This window comes from Serratia sp. (in: enterobacteria) (genome assembly GCF_052400455.1).
GTDB lineage: Bacteria > Pseudomonadota > Gammaproteobacteria > Enterobacterales > Enterobacteriaceae > Serratia > Serratia ureilytica.
Genome location: NZ_CP185812.1, coordinates 1,983,415 through 1,999,181 on the forward strand (window position 1 = coordinate 1,983,415; position 15,767 = coordinate 1,999,181).

The following is a 15,767-nucleotide window of genomic DNA, read 5'->3' on the forward strand; positions in this document are numbered from 1 at the left end:
ATGAACACTTCCAAGCTTCTGATAAACGAGCCGCCGCTGCTGGTTATGCCGTCGCTAGCGGCCAAGATTGGGCTGAATGAAGCTATCTTGCTGCAGCAGATCCACTACTGGTTAAGCCGTTCTGAACACCGGCATGGCGGACGCGTCTGGTTTTACAGAACAGCGGCTGAGTGGTCAGAAGAATTAGTCTTTTGGTCTGACAGCACCATCAAGCGCACGCTGGCCAGTCTGGAATCTGCAGGGCTTATTTTGTCGGCGAAACTGCACCGCGAATTGCTGAATGATCCGTACACCCGCACCAAGTGGTACGCGATAAATTATGACCAATTGGAAAAGCTAAGTTGCGTAAATGCATCTGGTCAAAATGACCAAATGGCATGTGGTCAGAATGACCAGTTCTCATCTGGTCAAAATGACCAAATGTTACAAGAGAATACAACAGAGAATACTACAGAGATTACTGATGGTGGATCAGCTGGCGCTGATCACCCTGAACAGCCGCAGGCCGATCGGATGGATTATCAAAAAATCCTCGAAGCCTATCACGCTACGCTGCCGGAAATGGCGACGGTGCAGATCCTGACGGATACCCGTAAGCGCACGCTGCGTAACTTCTGGAAGAAATTCAAGTTCAACGAAACCCGCTGGCAGGCATACCTGCAGTTTATCGCCGAGAACTGCCGGTGGATGCTGGAAGACCGGCCGAACGGCCGCGGCGGTCAGTGGCGCCGTAAAAACTTCGACTACCTGATCACTGAGCGCTGCTATGTCGCCGTGAAAGAGGGCCGCGCCGATGATCGATAACCTGCCGGCCGCGCCGTACAACATCGACCTTGAGCAGGCCATTCTCGGCAGCCTGATGCACAACACTGAGCACGACAGGGCGGCGGCAGTGTTCGGCTTGCTGAAACCGGAATCGTTCTATCTGGCGGCGCACCGGATAATTTTCACCGAGCTGCGCGCGCTGGTGAACGCCAGCCGACCGACTGACCTGATCACTCTGAGCGATTCACTCGAGAGCAAGGGCGTACTGGAGCAGGTAGGTGGGTTCGCGTATCTGGCGGAAACCGGCAGGAATACCAGCGTTCCCGCGATGGTCAGCTATGCGCATGCAGTGCGAGAGAAAGCTGTTCTCCGCTATGCGCTGGAGAAGCTTTACGCCTGCATTGAGCTGGTTGGTGCCAACAACGGCATGGACGCGGCGAACAAGCTGGCCAGCGTGCAGCAGATGATCACCGCCGTATCCGACCATGCGAGAACCGGCAAACGCGGCGGCCTTCGCGCTGCGGGGGAAGTGATCGGCGAATGGGTGGACGAGATGGATCGCCGGTTCCAAGACCCGGACAGCGCCGCCGGCCTGACGTTGGGGATCGAGAGTCTCGACCGGCTGATGTACCCGAAACAGGTGCTGCGCGGCGCGCTGGTTGTGGTGGGTGCCCGCCCGAAGATGGGCAAAACCGCACTCTACAACAAAATCAGCGCGCACTTTGCGCTGAACCACCGACTGCCGACGCTCGTTTTCAGCCTGGAAATGACCGACCGGGGGATCATCGAGCGAATGGTCGCACAGGAAGCCCGCGTGAAATCGGAGATTTTCTACGTTGGCGCCCACGACGACAGTGATATGGCGCGCGCCATGGCCAAGGCCACCGAGCTGGCCGAGTCGAATCTGATGATCGACAGTACGCCGGGCGTGACGCTGGCGCACATTGTGGCGGAGTGCCGCAAAGTGAAGCGCCAGCGCGGCACGGTGGGGCTGGTGGCGATCGACTACCTGACCCTGATGAAAGCCGAGGAGGCTGAGCGCCGCGATATTGCGTATGGCGATATCACCACAGGCCTTAAAAATCTGGCCAAAGAATTGGATTGCCCGGTGCTGCTGCTGACCCAGCTGAACCGCAAACTCGAAGACCGTGCCGACAAGCGCCCTGTGCCGAGCGACAGTAAAGACACCGGCCAGATCGAGCAGGATTGCGACGTGTGGATCGGCCTGTACCGCGACGCCGTATACACCAAAGGTGCCGACCCGCAGCTGATGGAAGTGATTTTGCGCCTGAACCGTGAGGGCGCTACTGGCACCGCGTATGCGCTGCTGGAAAACGGATATATCCGAGACATAACTGACGAGGAGGCCGCTCGCCGGGCGCAGACGGGGCAAGCGAGAGAGCGGCGTTACGCCGACAAGAACGAAGCGACAAAGAGTTTTTAACCGGCGCCTGACCAGCGCTTGAACGACCAAAACGAGGAAAGACCATGAGTACTATCAACGAAATGATCCGCGATAAGCGGTTTGTGATGGATGACGGCTGCGACCACCTGCCGGCCATTATGGACAGAATCAACCAGGCGGCCCGCGCCCGTTCCCGCGCGCCGTACTGCCCACCGCCAAAACCCCAACGCGTCGCCCGGCCGGCAGCCGAATCCGGCCCGATCGTCAAAATCGGTGACCGTATCAGCTACGGCCGCCGGGTGATGACAGGTATCTACGAGCTGCAGCGCCTGGGGCGCTCTCCCGAAAGCATCGCGCTGATGCTCCGCATGCCACTCGATCGGGTGCTGCACATCCTGAAGCCTATAACGGCCGTACGCCGCGAGATACAGAAAAGCGTGGCAAGTGGGTTACCCCCACGTGAAAAAGACGTCATGCGCCGTCTGGCGGCCGAATCGAGGGCATAAACAATGGTCGGGCAATCGGACTATCTACCGCCCGGCCTGCCATTCAATCGATGCAGCTGGACGCAGGAACAACGCGATTTAGAGCAGTTCGACCTGCGCGCCTGTGGCCTGATCCGCGATTTATTCGCGCGGAAGATCACCCGCACAAAGGTGCTGATGGCGATTGAAGAGGCGCCGGAGCAATACCGGGAACATTTTAGGGCGCGCTTGAATTACTGGCGTGGTGGCTGGGAGGGGAAGGAGCAATGACGCATTTCAAGGGATAGATTATGTCCAATCCATGGATGGTGTTGTCCCGGCATTATAGCAATAGTGGCTGATACTACTTTGATAAAACTTGAGTTAGGCGGCTTAATATTGGATTGTGTTCAAAAGCTTGATTTTTGTCTCTTGATTTGTTCTTTTTCTGCTGTAATGTTTATAAAAATCAAAAAAAGAGGATAACAAATGCACAGCGTAAATTTCTATTCTTTTCGAGTTCTAGAAAAGAAAGGTGGTCACAAAAGTTATAATTTAGGTGAACTTAAAAATAATAACCAGATTAAAGCATATGATATCATAAAAAATTATATCATTGCTAATTATAATATTGCGATGGAATCGCAGGGAGCCAAGACTGTAGTATCAATATCATCATTAAATTTTGATGATAACAAAAAGCTTATATATGGGTATGTTAATGTTGGGAAATATGGCGAGCAATATTCCGTAAGACATAAATCATTATCTCAACCGAAAAAGTTCACAGTAACTGTCGACGATGTTCCCGAGAGAGCTAGATATGTTATGTTATACCTACCAGATGCGCTTGATGAAGGTATTATAGCCATTCATTCATCTGATAAAATTAGCCCGAGAGGGGTTCTATTTGAAAATATAATTGCGCATTTTAAAGCAGCTCCATTGTCTATGGAACCAAGATTTAGGCCTTTACTCCATAAAAATATCCCCCAATATATATTGGAGTCACAAATATCTGAGATAAAGGCTATTGGATTTAAACCACATAAAGATTTGGCCGATGCTGTTAAAAATGCCTCAACTCACATTCAAACCGAGTACACTATTCGCAATAATGCCTCACACCTTGGTAAGGTTAAAGATTATATTGGCAATGGTAAGCATAAAGAAATAGTTGAGATACTTTCTGATAATAGTGAAAAAGTTAAATTCAAAGCAGAAGTAAATGGTAGAGATGTTGTCTATAATATCTATGACATTTTGGGTAAGGGTATCGGCATACTTCTGGATGATTCAAAGTTGCAGATTGACTTGCTAACGGGAATTCCGAATTTATCGGCATTACACGACGAGATTCGTACCCATACGAATGATATCATATCATCAATTCATAATCGTAGCGGGTTGCATATATGAATAAGATAAACTTCATTGGTATAATTAAGGATCATTTTTTCACATTAAAAGACGATGGGTGTTCAAAACTATCCAAGTCGGATGTTTTTACTCATTTATTACTTCCGGCTATAGTCAGTTTCATTATTTGTTATATCGCAGGAATAATGAAGCCTAGTGTTATATCTATTTTGGTTAACTTTGGGGCAATAACCACTGCGTTATTAATGAGTGCAGTGATAATGGTTTACGATCAGAAATCAAAGATAAAGGAAAAAGATGAAAAAGAGGAAGATATCAGTAAGAAGGAATTAAATAAAACTAGAATCACACTTTACACTGAATTGTGCAAAAATACTTGTTACGCAATACTTACATCTATTGTAATCGTTGTTTTGTCGGTTGCTCTTTCATTTTTTGATGAGAAATCTGTGACTGGAGATGAAAAAATCTATATTTTCTATTTCATCACATTTCTTTGTTACTATCTTTTTATATCGACCATAATAACATTTTTAATGATAATAAAACGATTTAGTGTTGTGCTGGATACTTAAATGGCTTTTGTATGGGTAGATAAGATCGTTATCTACCCTCTATCAAGTTAATATTTTTAAATTATTTTTCTCAATAGATTGTTAGTTGATGTGGTTTATTGTCATACAAATAGATATAATTTATATCCCAATCAAAAATTATGAATCTTATGATCTCTGGCTTGATATAATTGGGTTGTTGTTTATGACTTGAAACAACGGAATGATCTATTTTTGTGTGCGATTCTATTATTAAATAAACTAGAAGCACACAAAAAGAGATAGTTATTTGATTAATATTGAAGATTTCATTACGTCATTACCCAGCACCGGAAGAATGGTTATCTCCTGCGAAAATGGGGTCATAACTGGCACTCGCATCGTTAAGGATAACGAGCACATAGCATCACTTAACGCGTTGATTGATTTAGCAAAATCCGCCGGTTATTCGATTGTAAGACCTGATGGAAACGCGCTATAATTAACGGGCTGGACTGAACACCCAGCCCGTTCGAATTCTGAGCAACTGCTGCGCTACTGGAGAACATTCAATGGCGCAGTATTCGTACATCAAAGCAGCAGGTGATCTGCTGGTACCCGCAACCCGGCATGCCAGGGATTTTTTACGATCAAAAAAAGTCGGCTCTGTTCTCTACGCCGATTTCAAACAGACCCGAAACCCTGCGTTTCATCGCAAACTGTTCTCACTGCTGAATCTCGGCTTCGACTACTGGCAGCCGACCGGTGGTGCCATATCGCCGACCGACAAAGAGCTGGTTACCGGTTACGTGAAATTCCTCGCATATTACGCCGGCGGTGAAGATGCGTTGCAGGCCGCTGCCGATGAATATTTTGCGGATTTAGCAGAAAAGCGAGCCGGGAATATCAGCGCCGCAAAGTCATTCGAAGCGTTTCGCGCCTGGGTAACCATTCAGGCCGGCTTCTACACCGAATTCATCCTGCCTGACGGAACCATTCGTAACGAGCCAAAGTCAATCTCTTTCGCAAAAATGGACGACATCGAATTCGGCGAATTTTACAAAGCTGTCCTAGATGTGCTCTGGAACTACATCCTGTTTCGCACTTTCCCCGATCAACAGTCTGCAGAAAACGCTGCCGCCCGGCTGATGGGGTACACGTCATGAGCAAATTAACCAAAGAGGCCCGCGGCCGAGAGTGTCAGGTGCGGATCCCCGGCGTATGCAATTTCAACCCAGAAACCACTGTGTTGGCGCATTACCGGTTGGCCGGAACCTGCGGCACGGCAATAAAGCCAGATGACACGCAGGCCGCTTGGGCCTGCAGCGCCTGTCACGATGAAGTAGACCGTCGCACACGGCTTATCGACGCGAACGACGCCCGGCTTATGCACGCCGAAGGCGTCATGCGCACTCAAGAAATTTTGAGAAAGGAAGGAAAATTATAATGCGCGATATACAGATGGTTTTAGAACGCTGGGGGCAGTGGGCGCAGGACAATAGCGGAGTGGACTACTCCCCAATCGCAGCCGGTTTTAAAGGACTGCTTCCGGATACCCGTAAGAGCAAACCCTCATGCTGCGATAATGACGGACTGATCATCGATGGTGCTGTCGGTAGGTTAAAGAAAGTTCGCGATGAGAGAGAGCTTGGCGTCATCATGCTGCATTATCGCTATGGGGTTTCCAAGTCAGCCATAGCTCGTCGTTGGAAGATTTCAGAGGGCAGTGTGCGGCAAAAACTAATGATGGCGGAAAGTTTTATTGAAGGCTGTCTGGCTATGACTGGGGCAGCGCTTGAGATGGATGCATGGACGAGCAGAACAGTAATTTCGGCAGTCGCATAGATTTCCGCTTTTCGTTACGAATTTTACTGGCTATTGTGATAAGAGTGGTTACGCAGTGACGTAGCTTATCAACTCTCAAAACCTCGCTCCGGCGGGGTTTTTTATTTCTGGTTTGTGAAGTGGGCGGCGGAGAGGGTATCGGTGAACTTCACTAGTAGTTGTCGGCGATGTAGGATACTCTCCGGTTGTGGTGAATTGCAGTCCTCCGAGACAAGCCGAAGATAAGCGCCGGCCGCCACTCAACATTTTATCCTCGCATCAGCCCTTTAGCTCAGTTGGTTAGAGCAGTCGGCTCATAACTGATTAGTCGCTGGTTCAAGCCTAGCAAGGGCCACCAAACCGCCATTAGCTCAACGTGGCAAGAGCATTGCTTCGTGACAGGAAGTAAGAGCCGGGGTTCGAGACCTCGATGGCGGACCAACGCAGTCATTGTATAATGGCTATTACCTCAGCCTTCCAAGCTGATGATGCGGGTTCGATTCCCGCTGGCTGCTCCAATATCAACGTCTTAATGCAGGCTGATTTTTTCAGGCGCCACACCTGGGCAGCGGACAGCGCAGTAAAGACTATGCTGTCACTTCACTCACTTTCCACCTTTATATCGAGACTAATATTGGTTATCACCATAAAGCGCTGGTGGCAAATTCGAACGCTTAAGCGTCAATGGAGCGATGATCGGTCGCTGCGTAAGGCGGCTATTAAAAAAGACTGGTTCGGTGTGTTGGAGGTATTTCACTTTGAAAGAAGCTACATGGAAATCAAGCGGGGAGCGCGTCTCATTGCCTTGAGCTGAAAATGAAATTTCTGGAAATCGCCAGGCTTTTTTGATCACAACAGTTAAGAGCATTGCAAGCGCTGGGTTTTATACAGAGCGGGAGCATGAGAAGCTATCGGGCGGGCCTGAGAAACCTAATTTGCTTGATAGCTGTTGAATAATGCAGTGTTCTTATCTGTGTGGTGCAACTCAATTCCCGTTTGCGGGTTAGATGGATAGAGTAAAGCATCAACCGGGCTATCTGGCAGGGAAGGCATGATGCTAATGCTGATCCTGAATGCGGGTTCGAGTCCCGCTACCACACCACATTCAAACCTCGCCATAGTGCGGGGCTTTTTGCATTTCAGCCCCAGCCAACGGACGACACACACGGCTCCCCCTCTTACCGGCTGTGTTTACGGCTGCTGGCTGAACTCTTTCAACTGTGGCACTCCCAATAAAAAAAACACGCTTCATAGTAATTCGTTATTAAGAAGTTTAATCATAGTCGTCTACAATGCGCGCCCATACTTCTTGAGAAACATAAAGTTAGGTAAAATGAAGATTGAGCTGAATAAAAGTCGTAGAGAAAGAGTTTTTCATGCAGTTCTATTCGAACTGTTAGCAAATGTTCTAACTGCTTGTTTTGTCGCATTTGCCCTACAAGTTCCCCTGATCCAGTCCGCATTGCTTTCTGTAACCTCTGCTTTGACAGCAACCATCTGGAACTACATTTTCAACAAATTTTTTGATGAGTTTCAGAATAGATATGGGTTTGAGCGGAGCTTCATGGTGCGTGTAGCGCATGCAGTGACATTTGAGGTTGGGCTGATTGTTTTGTTAACGCCGATGGCAATGATTCTGCTTGGGCTGCCTTTAGTTCAGGCTTTCGTTGTTGAGATTGGATTAGTCCTCTTTTTCCTGCCTTATACGATCATCTTCAACTGGTGTTACGACTACGCTCGTTGGATTTTGGTGACTAAGCGCGAGCCTACTAGCTAAGAGTATCGTATTTAAATTTCCGCACATTTTTCAATGTGCAATTGAAAGCCACCGGAAGGTGGTTTTTTTGTTTTTATCACCCGGTACCGGGACAGATCCCCGGAAGGGGGAAAGGTGAGATCCATGCCGGAAAAAATCGCAGATAGCGCCACGCATGGCGGCTGGCTGGTAGGCCTGCTGCTCGGGGCAATAAATTATTTCTCGCCCAGTGAGTGGATGGTGATCGGCATTTTTGTCGGCATCCTCAGTTCCGTTATTGGGTGCATCGTGGGTATTTGGTTCAGGTGCCGGCGAGAAAGGTTACTGAAAATGTACCTCATTGACCGCTCAAACAAGAACATCAGCGCGCGGGACGTTGACCTGTTAGGGGGCGAGTAGTGGCTTCGATAAAAACCAAACTCAGCGCCGCTATGCTGGCGTTGATTGCTGCCGGCGCATCGGCCCCGGTCATGATGTCGCAGTTTCAGGAAGAAAAAGAAGGTCAGCGCCTGACTGCATACCAGGACGGTGTCGGCATCTGGACAATTTGCGGCGGTGTGACGATGGTCAACGGCCAAAAGGTCGTTAAGGGGCAGCGCCTGAGCGCTGAGCAGTGCAAGCAGATTGACGCAGTCGAGCAGAAAAAGGCGCTCGATTGGGTGGATCGCAACGTCAAGGTAACGCTGACCGAACCGCAAAAAGTCGGGATCGCCTCGTTCTGTCCGTGGAATATCGGCCCTGCTAAGTGCTTCACATCCACCTTTTACAGAAAACTGAATGCCGGCGACCGCATCGGCGCCTGCAGAGAAATCCGTGGCTGGATTTACGATGGCGGCCGAGATTGCCGTATCCGTTCGAATAACTGCTACGGGCAGATCGTAAGGCGCGATCAGGAAGCCGAGCTGGCTTGCTGGGGATTAGACAAATGAGCGCCTGGCTCTTAAAACTGGCTGGCGGGGTAATGCTACTCCTGCTGGTGGCGTCAATTTGCCTCGGCGGTTACAGCTCGCTGTTGTCGCACCAGTTGGCGCTGGCGCGCCTGCAGACTGCTGAGCAGGAAAAGACGCTGGCGCAACAGGCAGGACTGATCACCACACTGCGCGCGGATGACGCCCGTAATCGCGCAATGATGGTCGAACAGCAACGGAGAGAGCAGCAGCTGCGCCAGCAGGGCGAAAACTACCAGAGAAAATATCAGGATGCCATTAAAAATGACGAGTGCGCCCGCCGCACTGCTCCTGGTGCTGTTATTGGCCTCTTGCGCGGAACGGACACCGCCGCCGCCGGCGCCGATCGTGTTGTTTCCCCCTGAGTCGGTGTTCACTCCCTGCGAGCAACCAAAATTGCAGGGTGATACCTGGGGGGATATCGGCAGCCACGCGCTGGCGCTTCAAACAGCTTTATCAATTTGCGTCGGCCAGGTGGCTACACTGAACCAGTGGCGGGATAGAATTGAAGGTACTAATCATTGAATGCCATCGATAGAATGAAAAAGCACCTCCGTGAGGTGAAAATAAACCAAAACACGCACAAAATAGTTTGTTAGGTTAACTTTTCATATTCTTGCGCCAAAAGTTCATACACTTTGCTAAAACGCTGCTGGATGATTAGTGGCTGACCCTCTCTGGCGGCTAAAACTCCAGAAAGAATCACGCATGTTTGGGCAAACAAAAAGATTTTCAGCTCATCATCAGACATTTTGAATGGTTCCGTATTTGCAGCTTTAAGTCCTAAACGATAAGGTCTTGAAAATAAGATAGGGAAGGGTAAAACGTCTTTTTACTCTTCCTCTGGTAAGAAGTAATGGCCACATTCAGGGCAGATTAGAGTGATGTTCTTACGAAGCTTTTGTGAACTTTGCTCAGTGACATAGGAACATTTTGGACAAGCAACTTTCACGGACGAGTCACTGAACATCTTTAGGGCATCGAAGATAGACATATCTTTCACCGGGTATGATGCATGGGTAATAACTATACTCCTCAAAAGTGGTAATAGCTCACGATAGTTCATTTTTTGCGCTATCGACGTTGGTTGTCTGAGGCCAACGGCAAGAATTAACAGAACATCGATAACGACCCGCTCCGGCGGGTTTTTTATTGCCCATCACAGAAGCATCTATCCAGGTGCTGCGTAATGCGCAAGCAAAGCCACAGGCGACACCCACCGATCACTCAGATCATGGTTGCCCGTGGCTTTTTTTATTCACGGAGAACGTTATGCCACAACCGGAAGAAAGATGCCTCGAGCGCGATTACTGTGCCGGTCAACTTTCACTCCGCGACCTGGCAGAGATATACGGCATCAGTGAAGGGGCAATCAGAAAGCGCGCTAAAAAGCATGGTTGGGTACGCAAAGGAAAGAGCGGTACGCAAAAAAGTACGCAGGTACGCAAAAGCGGTACGCAAAAAGGAAAGGTGCGTACCATCCTCAAAGCCAACATTGAAGCAGTCGCCCCGGATAATGACACCAATCCTTATGCCGATTATGGGGATGGCGGTACGCCAGGCCTAGAGCCGCGCAAATACGGGTTAAACGATATGCAGTGGCGTTTCGTGAATGAGTACCTCATCGATCTGAACAGGACGGCGGCATACAAACGCGCGGGTGGGAAGGGCGAAGGCAACACGGCCTATGTCAGCGCCAGCCGCATGTATAGAAACGCTAAGGTGAACAGGGCAATCAGCGACGCGCTGGCTGCTCGCGAACGTCGCACCCAGATCACCCAAGATGCTGTCCTGAAAATGTGGTGGGACATTGCCACGGCGGACGTCAACCAGATCACTGAGTACCGCCGGTTATGCTGCCGTTATTGTTGGGGCTTCGGCCACCAGTATCAGTGGATGGATGCGGTGGAGCACGAGGAGGCGGCGGTGAAGGCTAAAGCCGCGAATAAGCCTGAGCCATCCGACAGAGGTGGTTACGGCTTTGATGCGATGCTGGATCCCAATCCTGAATGCCCTCGCTGCAATGGCGCTGGCGTAGGCCGCGCGCACTTCCACGACTCCCGAGATTTGACCGGCGCCGCCCGGCGGCTTTTCGCTGGCATTAAGGAGGGCAAGTTCGGAATTGAAGTGATCACCCGAAATCAGGATGACGCGCTGAAGATGGTGGCGCAGCACCTGGGTATGGTGAGAAACAAGACTGAACTGAGTGGTCCGGATGGAGGCCCTGTCAAAACCGAAAGCGTCAATCTGACACCGGAAGAAGCTGCAGAGGCCTACCGCAAGCTGATGGGGTAAAACTGCCAGAAACAGCCCGAAAATCCAATTTTGGCACTATGCAAAAACACCCGTGTTTTATGCGCTGTTTATGCAGTCCGTTTTCAACGGATCTGGCTCGAAGATTGGCGGAAATAGGCGGTTGAAGGGGATTTGGTGATGAGTGCTATTACGGCGGTGCGGGTAACCATCATTATGTTAAAAAGGCTCCGAAGAGCCTAATTTTCTACTAACCAAACAAGCCAGGCGTTTCATCTCGAATATCTGTAGTTGGTCCATTTAACTGCACAGAAGCGATGCCGGCTTGTGCACCCTGTTTGGTGGCATACATTTCGCTCGTTGCAATCGTCTGGCCATTGTTAGCATGCAAGACGAAATAATAAGGCTGAGGTGTTTGTTTCTCTGATTTTCTAATGACGTAATAACCCATCGTAACCTCCTATCTTTTAGTGATTGAGCAAGCGGATTAATAATTATCCAGTCTGAAGATTTAAACAATAGCAAGTGTAAATAATGAGTTAGGTATTAATATGCCCATTCCATTCCCGTTCGACTTCAAAAATCCGGATTACACCCAGGTGTTCGAATGGAGGATGGAGCGCCTACAGCGCATCAGGGCTAATCCTGAATCGCTCCCAATCATGAAGGCATTTTATAAGGACAACCCGGCTCAGTTCATCATTGATTGGGGAATGACGGTTGACCCGCGCAACGTCGAGCGTGGCTTACCGGCGCGCATCCCATTTCTGCTGTTCCCAAAGCAGGAGGAGTGGATCCAGTGGTTTGTAGAGCACTGGCGGGCATCAAAACCCGGTATCACGGAGAAAACCCGCGACATGGGGATGTCATGGCTGACGGTAGGGATGGCGTCGTCGCTCTGCCTGTTTAACCGGGGCGTTTTCGCCGGCTTCGGCTCTCGCAAAGAAGAATACGTTGATAAAATCGGCTCACCGAAGTCGCTGTTCGACAAAGCCCGTAACTTCATTAGCCTGTTGCCGGTAGAGTTTCGCGGCGGCTGGAGTGCCAAACAGCACGCGCCGCACATGCGCATCCTATTCCCGGAAACCGAATCAGCAATGACCGGTGAGGCCGGCGACGGCATCGGGCGCGGTGACCGCACCAGTTTCTACATCGTGGACGAATCCGCGTTCCTGGAGCGGCCTTATCTGGTTGATGCGTCGCTGTCTGCCACCACCAACTGCCGGCAGGACATTTCAACGCCGAACGGCATGGCCAACTCCTTCGCTGAGCGCCGTCATAGCGGCAAGATCGACGTGTTTACGTTCCACTGGCGTGATGACCCTCGCAAAGACCAGACTTGGTACGACAAGCAGGTAGAGGAGCTCGACGCGGTCACCGTGGCACAAGAAATCGACATCAACTACAGCGCATCCGTCGAGGGCGTGCTGATCCCGTCTGCATGGGTGCAGGCGGCGATCGACGCTCACATCGCGCTTGGCATCGAGCCAACGGGCGTGCGCATGGGGGCTCTGGATGTTGCCGATGAGGGCAAGGACACCAACGCCTTTACGTCCCGTCACGGTTTCCTCCTAGAGGATATCGACGAGTGGTCGGGGAAGGGCGACGACATTTTTGGAACCGTTCAGAAAGCTTTTAACATTTGCGATCAGCAACTGCTTGATCACTTCAGGTTTGACTCAGACGGTCTGGGGGCCGGGGCGCGCGGCGACGCACGGGTAATAAACGAAAACCGTGAAGCTGAAGACATACCGACAATTGTCGCTGTCCCATTCCGCGGTAGCGGCGCGGTATTCGATCCCGAAGGCGAGGCCGTTCGTGGCGATAACGGACGGCCAGCCCGCCTTAACAAGGACTTTTTCGCCAATGCCAAAGCACAGGGGTGGTGGTCACTGCGTACCCGGTTCCAAAAAACCTACCGCGCAGTGACTGAAGGCATGGAATTTGATCCTGACGAAATTATTTCCATCTCTGGGACGATGAAAAAAAGGACAAGCTGGTTATTGAATTATCCCAGCCCACTTACACGGTGAATGGTGTGGGGAAAATCGTGGTTGATAAAAAGCCTGACGGCACCAAATCACCGAACCTCGCCGACTCGGCAATGATCGCCTACGCCCCAATGGAAATGCCAATGCTCATTTCCGACGACTTTTTGGAGAGTATTTGATGTGGCCCTTTAAGCGAAAAAAAACGAGTGACGAGGCGCCGCCAGTGCAGGAGGCGCCAAAATCGCCAGGGATTGCGATCAGCGACGAGATGCTCGCAGAGGTCGGACACAAAAAGCGGCGTGAGTTCGAGAAGTACGAACCGCCGGCCGGTGTTATCCCTGACGGTATCCGCAGTGCGATTCTTGCGATGGATGCAACGCCATACGATTCACTGAACGGCAGCTACCCCGATTACGTTTTCGGCGGCTTCCCTGGCTATCCCTATTTGGCGCAACTCGCCCAGTTGCCGGAATATCGCCGGATGGTGAGCGTGATCGCCGAGGAAATGACCCGCAAATGGATCAAGGTTAAAGCGGCCAGTGACGGGGATGAAAGCAAGGCTGACCGCATCGCGCTACTCGTTAAGGCGATGGAGCGCTACAAGGTGCAGGATGTTTTCCGCCTGGCTATTGAGCACGACGGATTTTTCGGCCGCGGCCAGATATACATCGATGTGCGTTCCCCGCGCGGTTTGTCCGCATGGACGGATCCGGAGGAGCTGCAATCCCGGCTGTTTCTGTCCAACAAAAAAATCACGCCCGGCTCGCTGGTGGGCTTTCGCGTGATTGAGCCGGTATGGACCTACCCAGGCATCTACAACGCCGATAACCCGCTGAGCGATGATTTCTACAAGCCGGCGGAGTGGTTCGTGATGGGTAAGACCGTACACGCCAGCCGCATGTTGGATCTGATTTCCCGGCCGGTGCCTGACATGTTGAAGCCGGCCTATAACTTCGGCGGCTTGTCGCTGACACAAATCGCCGAGCCCTACGTCAATAACTGGCTGCGTACCCGCGATAGCGTCGGCGATGTGCTTCATTCCTTTTCCCTGAGCGGCATCAGCACGAACATGACGAATGCGTTAAGCGGAAAGAACGATCCCAACTATGCCAAGCGCGCGGAGCTGTATAACCGCACGCGAGACACGCGCGGCTTGTTGATACTGGACAAGGCACAGGAAGAATTCTTCCAGTTCAACACGCCACTGAGCGGGCTGGACACGCTTCAGGCGCAGGCACAAGAGCACATGTTCTTTGTCAGTGCGATCCCGTCGGTGAAGTTCGCCGGCCTGAGCCCCACGGGGTTGAATGCCTCGAGCGAGGGCGAGATCAAGGTGTTCTACGACACGATAGCGGCCAGCGCGTCCAGGTTACTCAAGCACCCGATAAAGCGCGTGATGGACATTATCCAGCTGTCGGAGTTTGGCGACATCGATCCGGATATCACCTTTGAATTCGAATCCCTGCACGAAATGACGCGTGAACAGCAGGCCGCCATCCGCAAAACAGAAGCGGAGACGGACCAGATTTACGAGGCCATTGGCTCAGTGACGAATAACGAGGTGCGCGAAAAACTGGCATCTGATTCTAACAGCCCCTACAGCGGTCTGGATTTAAGCGGGGAGATCGAGATTGACGACGACGAAGACGACGAAAACTTCAACCTCGAGGAAAGTGCGCCGGAAAAAGACCCTCCGTCAGATCCGACCCAACGCGGGGATTGAGGCTTGGTACCGCCGGCAGCTGGATAGGGCGGTGCAGGAGCTGCACATCAGTACGCTTTATTGGCTGCGCGCCGAATACCGGCAGACCGGGCTGGCGCAGGATGCCTCACCGGCGATCATGATGCGCGATGCCATGCGTAAATTGTCGCGGCGCTGGCGAAAAAAATTCGATGTGCTGGCCGGGAAACTGGCTGAGCGTTTCGCTTCTGATGTGATGAAGAATAGCGATGCGTCGCTTTTCACTGCATTGCAGCAGGCCGGTTTCACGGTGCCATTCAAAATGACGGCGGAAATGAACAACGCGCTGCAGGCGACCATCACCGAGAACGTCAATCTGATCCGCTCCATTCCGCAGCAGTACCTCACGCAGGTCGAAACGCTGGTAATGCAGTCGGTATCCCGCGGGCGTGATCTCGGCACCCTTACCAAAGAGCTGCAACAGCGCTATGGCGTCACCCGGCGCCGGGCGGCTTTTATCGCGCTGGATCAGAACAACAAGGCAACGTCTGCCATGCAGTCGGCGCGCCAGCGTGCGCTTGGCATCCGCCGAGGGCGCTGGCGCCATTCCCACGCAGGGAAAGAACCGCGCATCTCCCATGTGAAAGCCGACGGAAAAGAATTCGATCTGGACAAAGGCATGTTTATCGATGGCGAATGGATCATGCCAGGGGAAAAAATTCATTGCAGGTGTGGATGGGAGGCGATTTTACCGGGACTGGAGTAATG

General features: G+C 51.2%; 20 protein-coding genes, 3 tRNA genes and 1 pseudogene. 21 read left to right on the forward strand and 3 right to left on the reverse strand.

The window, feature by feature from the left end:
* From ACORQT_RS09555 to lysC, 17 genes are all read left to right on the forward strand, one after another.
* The gene (locus ACORQT_RS09555) at positions 1–804 is read left to right on the forward strand and encodes a replication protein (RefSeq protein WP_199559492.1); all 804 of its coding nucleotides are present in this window, start codon (positions 1–3) and stop codon (positions 802–804) included.
* Positions 794–2,209 carry a DnaB-like helicase C-terminal domain-containing protein gene (locus tag ACORQT_RS09560; protein WP_444859369.1) on the forward strand — a complete coding sequence of 472 codons (1,416 nt, stop codon included), beginning with the start codon at positions 794–796 and terminating at the stop codon, positions 2,207–2,209. The genes ACORQT_RS09555 and ACORQT_RS09560 overlap by 11 nt, the downstream gene beginning before the upstream one ends.
* A 44-nt stretch (positions 2,210–2,253) precedes the next feature.
* Complete coding sequence (locus ACORQT_RS09565) at positions 2,254–2,676, forward strand: hypothetical protein (RefSeq protein ID WP_060433367.1); 423 nt, start codon at positions 2,254–2,256, stop codon at positions 2,674–2,676.
* Positions 2,677–2,679: 3 nt separating this feature from the next.
* Positions 2,680–2,925 carry a hypothetical protein gene (locus ACORQT_RS09570; protein ID WP_444859370.1) on the forward strand — a complete coding sequence of 82 codons (246 nt, stop codon included), beginning with the start codon at positions 2,680–2,682 and terminating at the stop codon, positions 2,923–2,925.
* A 198-nt stretch (positions 2,926–3,123) separates the two neighbouring features.
* Entirely contained in the window at positions 3,124–4,053 is a 930-nt protein-coding gene (locus tag ACORQT_RS09575; RefSeq protein WP_444859371.1) for a hypothetical protein, read from the forward strand.
* Positions 4,050–4,589, forward strand: a complete 540-nt coding sequence (locus ACORQT_RS09580) for a hypothetical protein (RefSeq protein ID WP_444859372.1) — start codon at positions 4,050–4,052, stop codon at positions 4,587–4,589. The genes ACORQT_RS09575 and ACORQT_RS09580 overlap by 4 nt, the downstream gene beginning before the upstream one ends.
* Before the next feature lie 530 nt (positions 4,590–5,119).
* Entirely contained in the window at positions 5,120–5,713 is a 594-nt protein-coding gene (locus ACORQT_RS09585; RefSeq protein ID WP_444859373.1) for a DUF1367 family protein, read from the forward strand.
* Positions 5,710–5,994 carry a DUF1364 domain-containing protein gene (locus tag ACORQT_RS09590; RefSeq protein ID WP_060424662.1) on the forward strand — a complete coding sequence of 95 codons (285 nt, stop codon included), beginning with the start codon at positions 5,710–5,712 and terminating at the stop codon, positions 5,992–5,994. Before ACORQT_RS09585 ends, ACORQT_RS09590 begins: the two co-directional genes overlap by 4 nt.
* Positions 5,994–6,392, forward strand: coding sequence for an antiterminator Q family protein (locus tag ACORQT_RS09595; RefSeq protein ID WP_142075375.1), 399 nt, complete (start codon positions 5,994–5,996; stop codon positions 6,390–6,392). Before ACORQT_RS09590 ends, ACORQT_RS09595 begins: the two co-directional genes overlap by 1 nt.
* A gap of 260 nt (positions 6,393–6,652) precedes the next feature.
* A tRNA-Ile gene (locus tag ACORQT_RS09600) sits at positions 6,653–6,729 on the forward strand.
* Positions 6,730–6,731: 2 nt separating this feature from the next.
* Positions 6,732–6,812, forward strand: a tRNA-His gene (locus tag ACORQT_RS09605).
* A 2-nt stretch (positions 6,813–6,814) separates the two neighbouring features.
* A tRNA-Gly gene (locus ACORQT_RS09610) sits at positions 6,815–6,889 on the forward strand.
* A 542-nt stretch (positions 6,890–7,431) separates the two neighbouring features.
* Entirely contained in the window at positions 7,432–8,148 is a 717-nt protein-coding gene (locus ACORQT_RS09615; protein ID WP_444859374.1) for a PACE efflux transporter, read from the forward strand.
* A 123-nt stretch (positions 8,149–8,271) separates the two neighbouring features.
* Positions 8,272–8,526: a phage holin gene (locus ACORQT_RS09620; protein WP_197751875.1), complete on the forward strand. Its 255-nt coding sequence runs from the start codon at positions 8,272–8,274 to the stop codon at positions 8,524–8,526.
* Positions 8,526–9,056 (forward strand): lysozyme, encoded by a 531-nt coding sequence (locus tag ACORQT_RS09625; RefSeq protein ID WP_213587103.1) that lies wholly within the window; start codon positions 8,526–8,528, stop codon positions 9,054–9,056. Before ACORQT_RS09620 ends, ACORQT_RS09625 begins: the two co-directional genes overlap by 1 nt.
* Positions 9,053–9,439 carry a hypothetical protein gene (locus ACORQT_RS09630; protein ID WP_196018485.1) on the forward strand — a complete coding sequence of 129 codons (387 nt, stop codon included), beginning with the start codon at positions 9,053–9,055 and terminating at the stop codon, positions 9,437–9,439. Before ACORQT_RS09625 ends, ACORQT_RS09630 begins: the two co-directional genes overlap by 4 nt.
* Positions 9,339–9,599, forward strand: a complete 261-nt coding sequence (lysC, locus tag ACORQT_RS09635) for an Rz1-like lysis system protein LysC (RefSeq protein WP_422066967.1) — start codon at positions 9,339–9,341, stop codon at positions 9,597–9,599. The genes ACORQT_RS09630 and lysC overlap by 101 nt, the downstream gene beginning before the upstream one ends.
* A gap of 70 nt (positions 9,600–9,669) precedes the next feature.
* Here the strand turns inward: lysC and ACORQT_RS09640 are convergent, their stop codons facing one another.
* Together ACORQT_RS09640 and ACORQT_RS09645 are read right to left on the reverse strand one after the other, a co-directional pair.
* Positions 9,670–9,825, reverse strand: coding sequence for a hypothetical protein (locus ACORQT_RS09640; RefSeq protein WP_185742228.1), 156 nt, complete (start codon positions 9,823–9,825; stop codon positions 9,670–9,672).
* Positions 9,826–9,906: 81 nt separating this feature from the next.
* Positions 9,907–10,140 (reverse strand): YnfU family zinc-binding protein, encoded by a 234-nt coding sequence (locus tag ACORQT_RS09645; RefSeq protein WP_311771921.1) that lies wholly within the window; start codon positions 10,138–10,140, stop codon positions 9,907–9,909.
* 206 nt (positions 10,141–10,346) lie between these two features.
* Here ACORQT_RS09645 and ACORQT_RS09650 point away from each other — a divergent pair, with 206 nt between their 5' ends.
* Positions 10,347–11,369, forward strand: a complete 1,023-nt coding sequence (locus tag ACORQT_RS09650; RefSeq protein ID WP_444859375.1) for a terminase small subunit — start codon at positions 10,347–10,349, stop codon at positions 11,367–11,369.
* 208 nt (positions 11,370–11,577) lie between these two features.
* Here the strand turns inward: ACORQT_RS09650 and ACORQT_RS09655 are convergent, their stop codons facing one another.
* Positions 11,578–11,778 (reverse strand): YegP family protein, encoded by a 201-nt coding sequence (locus ACORQT_RS09655; protein WP_286653145.1) that lies wholly within the window; start codon positions 11,776–11,778, stop codon positions 11,578–11,580.
* 100 nt (positions 11,779–11,878) lie between these two features.
* Here ACORQT_RS09655 and ACORQT_RS09660 point away from each other — a divergent pair.
* The 3 genes and pseudogenes from ACORQT_RS09660 to ACORQT_RS09670 all read left to right on the forward strand — a co-directional run bounded on the left by ACORQT_RS09660 (position 11,879) and on the right by ACORQT_RS09670 (position 15,765).
* A pseudogene (locus ACORQT_RS09660) lies at positions 11,879–13,497 on the forward strand (TerL protein).
* The gene (locus ACORQT_RS09665) at positions 13,497–15,041 is read left to right on the forward strand and encodes a DUF1073 domain-containing protein (RefSeq protein WP_444859376.1); all 1,545 of its coding nucleotides are present in this window, start codon (positions 13,497–13,499) and stop codon (positions 15,039–15,041) included. The pseudogene ACORQT_RS09660 and the gene ACORQT_RS09665 overlap by 1 nt, the downstream one beginning before the upstream one ends.
* 40 nt (positions 15,042–15,081) lie before the next feature.
* A complete protein-coding gene (locus ACORQT_RS09670) occupies positions 15,082–15,765 on the forward strand; it encodes a phage head morphogenesis protein (protein WP_444859426.1) in 684 nt (227 codons plus the stop codon).
* Positions 15,766–15,767 lie beyond the last annotated feature (2 nt).